Here is a 3,458-nt window from a genome sequence, read left to right as displayed (position 1 = left end):
GGATAGGCACGCGCAGACGGCCAGTTGGCGACGTACACGGCCAGATCGTAATCAGCCTGCCCCGCCTGCGCAGGATCGAAGCGATTGCGCGCATACACGGGGAAGCGCAGGTCGTAGCAAACCTGCAACAGGACCCGCCAGCCCCGCCACGCCACGACCACGCGCTCGTGGCCTGGGGCGTACCGCTCGTGCTCTTTGGCGAAGGAGAACAGGTGGCGCTTGTCGTACCACGCCATGCCGCCGTCCGGCGTGGCGAACAGCATGCGGTTGAACACGCCGCCATCGGTGCGCAACTGCACGCTGCCGGTGATCGCGGCATCAAGCCGCGCCGATTGCTCGCACAGCCAGGCCACGGTCGGCCCATCCATGCCCTCGGCGCTGCCGATGGCGTCGTTGGAAAATCCGCTGGTGAAGGTCTCGGGCAGCACGATCAGGTCGGTGCCGCCGTGCAGCGGTGCAATCAGGCCACCGTAGTACGCGCGATTGGCGGCTGGATCATGCCACCGGGTCTCGCCTTGGACGATGGAAACGCGCAGGTCTTGCATGGCAGCTCCGCAGGCCGGGTTCGGCGTTGCCACAGTCTAGGGCAAGGCCGGTCAAGCCGGCGTTGACTGCCAAGGAAGGCCTGGATTGTTCGGGGCTTCCCCAACCCTGCACGCGGTGGATGGACTGCCATCATGGCTGGGTCCGGCACGAAGCGCAGCACAGTGCCGTTGATGCAATAGCGCTTGCCGGTGGGCGGTGGGCCATCGTCGAACACATGGCCGAGGTGGATGCCGGAACTGGTGCTGCGCACTTCCACGCGATGCATACCGTGGCTGTCGTCCTGCAGGAATTGCAACGCACCCGGCATCGGCTCGAAGAAACTGGGCCAGCCGCAGGCGCTGTCGAACTTGGCATCGCTGCGGAACAGCGCCGCTCCGCTGATCGGGTCGTAATAGGTGCCGGGGCGGTGTTCGTTCAAGTTGGCACCGGTGCCGGGCAGCTCGGTGCCACTCTCGAAGGCGATCTGCTGCTGCGCCGGCGTCAACAGGTGGAAGCCCAGCCACTGCCAGAATTTCTGCGGATCACCCGGATAGCCGGTGAAACGCGAGACTTCCTTGCCGTCCTTGAACAGGACGATCGTCGGCGTTGCCAGCAAGGTCTTCGCCAGCGTCCAGCCGCTCGGCGCCTGCTGCGAGCGGGTGCGCACGAACGGCACGGTGGCATTCCAATGCTTCAGTACGTCGGCTTCGAAACGCTCGCAATACGGGCAGTCCTCGGCTTCGTACACCACCAGTTGCGCGGCGCGCGCCAGACTCGCCCCATCCAGCGGGGCATACGCGGTGCCGGTGGCGGCGAGGCCGTATTTCACGCCGGTGCCACCCAGGCCGCAGTACCCGTTCGGATTCTTCAACAGGTAATCCTGGTGCGATTCCTCGGCACGGTTGTAGTGGCGCACCGGCAGGATCTCGGTGGTGATCCGGCCGTAGCCTGCATGCGTGAGGTTGCGCTGGTAGATATCGCGGCTTTGCTCGGCCAAAGTCTTCTGCTGGTCGTTGGTGTAATAAATCGCGCTGCGATAGTTGCTGCCGAGGTCATTGCCCTGCCCACCGACCTGGGTCGGGTCATGGTTTTCCCAGAACGCCGCCAGCAGGGTCATCAGGTCAAGCTTCTTGGGGTCGTAGCGCACCCGTACCACCTCGGCATGGTTGCGTGCATGGCTGCGGCCACTGCGAATCCGATCTTCCTGGTCCAGCACGTCGCGGTAACCCACCCGCGGCGCGTCGCCGCCGGCATAGCCCACTTCGACCGCCGCCACGCCGGGCACCGCGCGCAGGCGCTTTTCCGCGCCCCAGAAACAGCCCATGCCGAAATAGATGTCCTGCAAATGGCTCGCGTCCACGGGTGTGTCTCCGGTCGTGGCCGGACTGGCATGCAGCGCACGCCAACCCAGCATGGCGGCTGCGCCCGTCAGCAACATGGCAAGCAACAGGGCGATCAATTTTTCGGTGCGCATGGCGTCCTCCCGAGGTGCGCTGCCTACAGCTTGGACAATCGCTGGATGGCGCGGTTCACGGTGTCATCATTCTTGGCGAAACACAGCCGCAACAGGCGCTGCCTCGCCGGAGGCGCGGCGTAGAACGGCGACAGCGGGATGCCGGTCACGCCGTGCTCGACGGTCAACCAGCGGGCGAATTCGAGATCGGGCAAATCGCTGACCGCCGAATAGTCGACCAGTTGAAAATACCCGCCCGGCACCGGCAACGGCTTGAGCCTGGTTGCCTGCAACTGCGCACGGAAGCGGTCGCGCTTGTCCTGGTAGAACGCGCCCAAGGTTTCGTAATGCGCAGGATCCTGCACGATCATCTCGGCGAAGGCATGCTGGGCCGGGTTGAAGCTGCAGAACACGTTGTATTGGTGGACCTTGCGGAACTCGGCGGACAGTGCCGGCGGCGCGATGCAATAACCGAGCTTCCAGCCCGTGCAGTGATAGGTCTTGCCGAAGCTCGAGATCACCAGCGCACGTTGGCGCAACTCGGGATGACGCAAGACCGATTCGTGGCGTGCGCCATCGAACACGATGTGCTCGTAGACCTCGTCACTGAGCAGCAGGATGTCGGTGTCGTGCAGGAGTTCGGTAAGCGCCTGCATGTCGGCCGCGCTGAACATCGCGCCGGAGGGATTGTGCGGGCTGTTGATCATCAGCATCCGCGTGTTCGGCGTGATCGCCGCACGCACCGCATCCCAATCGGGCGCGAAGGTCACCGGATCCAGGGCGACGTGGACCGCGGTGGCGCCGGCCAGGTCGATCGCCGGCTCGTAGCAGTCGTAGCAAGGATCGAGCACGATGACTTCCTCGCCTGCGCGCACCAAGCCGTGGATCGCATTGAAGATCGCCTCTGTGGCGCCGCTGGTGACGGTGATTTCGGCATCCACATCGGGCCGCCAGCCGTAGCAGCGCTCGGTCTTGTCGGCGATGGCCTGGCGCAGCGCCGGGATCCCCGTCATCGGTGCGTACTGGTTGTGTCCGGCCTGCATCGCCCGCGACAGCGCATCGACCAGACGCACCGGCACCGGGAAATCCGGAAAACCCTGGCCGAGGTTGACCGCGCCGTGCTCGACGGCGAGCTGCGACATCACGGTGAAGATGGTGGTGGCGACCTTCGGCAATTTGGTTTCGACGTGCATCGGGATGGCTTCGTTGTGGGATTCCGGGAGTGTACGTAATCGCATCGCCATCCTCCGTGATGTCGGGCCATGCCGGTAGAATCGTCCGTTCATGTCTTGTGCCCAATCGTCCAGCCCTCCGCTCTTGTGCGTGCGCGATCTCGCGTTTTCACGCGACGATCTGCCCGTGTTCGGGCCGCTGGAATTCACGGTCGGTGCCGGCGAGGCCTTGCTGGTGCAGGGCGACAACGGTGCAGGCAAGACCACCCTGCTGCGGGTACTGGCAGGCCTGCTGCGCGCCGATGCCG

At 64.8% G+C, this 3,458-nt stretch carries 4 protein-coding genes; 1 reads left to right on the top strand and 3 read right to left on the bottom strand.

Translation table 11 applies throughout. The features are described from left to right. The 3 genes from IT472_RS08395 to IT472_RS08385 form a co-directional block, all read right to left on the bottom strand. The coding region (locus tag IT472_RS08395) for a nitrilase-related carbon-nitrogen hydrolase (protein WP_297180805.1) at window positions 1-545 on the bottom strand (545 nt) is incomplete at its 3' end. Further along, entirely contained in the window at window positions 461-1,999 is a 1,539-nt protein-coding gene (gene msrA / locus IT472_RS08390; protein WP_297180803.1) for a peptide-methionine (S)-S-oxide reductase MsrA, read from the bottom strand. The genes msrA and IT472_RS08395, both read right to left, overlap by 85 nt. A gap of 23 nt (window positions 2,000-2,022) precedes the next feature. Continuing rightward, window positions 2,023-3,171 (bottom strand): pyridoxal phosphate-dependent aminotransferase, encoded by a 1,149-nt coding sequence (locus IT472_RS08385; RefSeq protein WP_297180807.1) that lies wholly within the window; start codon window positions 3,169-3,171, stop codon window positions 2,023-2,025. Between the two features lie 91 nt (window positions 3,172-3,262). Between IT472_RS08385 and IT472_RS08380 the strand changes: the two genes are divergently transcribed. Next, window positions 3,263-3,458 (top strand): ATP-binding cassette domain-containing protein (locus IT472_RS08380; protein WP_297180801.1); only part of this gene is annotated, 196 nt, incomplete at its 3' end.

The sequence above is a fragment of the Thermomonas sp. genome (assembly GCF_020850895.1).
Lineage (GTDB): Bacteria > Pseudomonadota > Gammaproteobacteria > Xanthomonadales > Xanthomonadaceae > Thermomonas.
The sequence above is the reverse complement of the archived record's forward strand: the minus strand, read 5'-3'. Positions and strand labels throughout refer to the sequence as shown.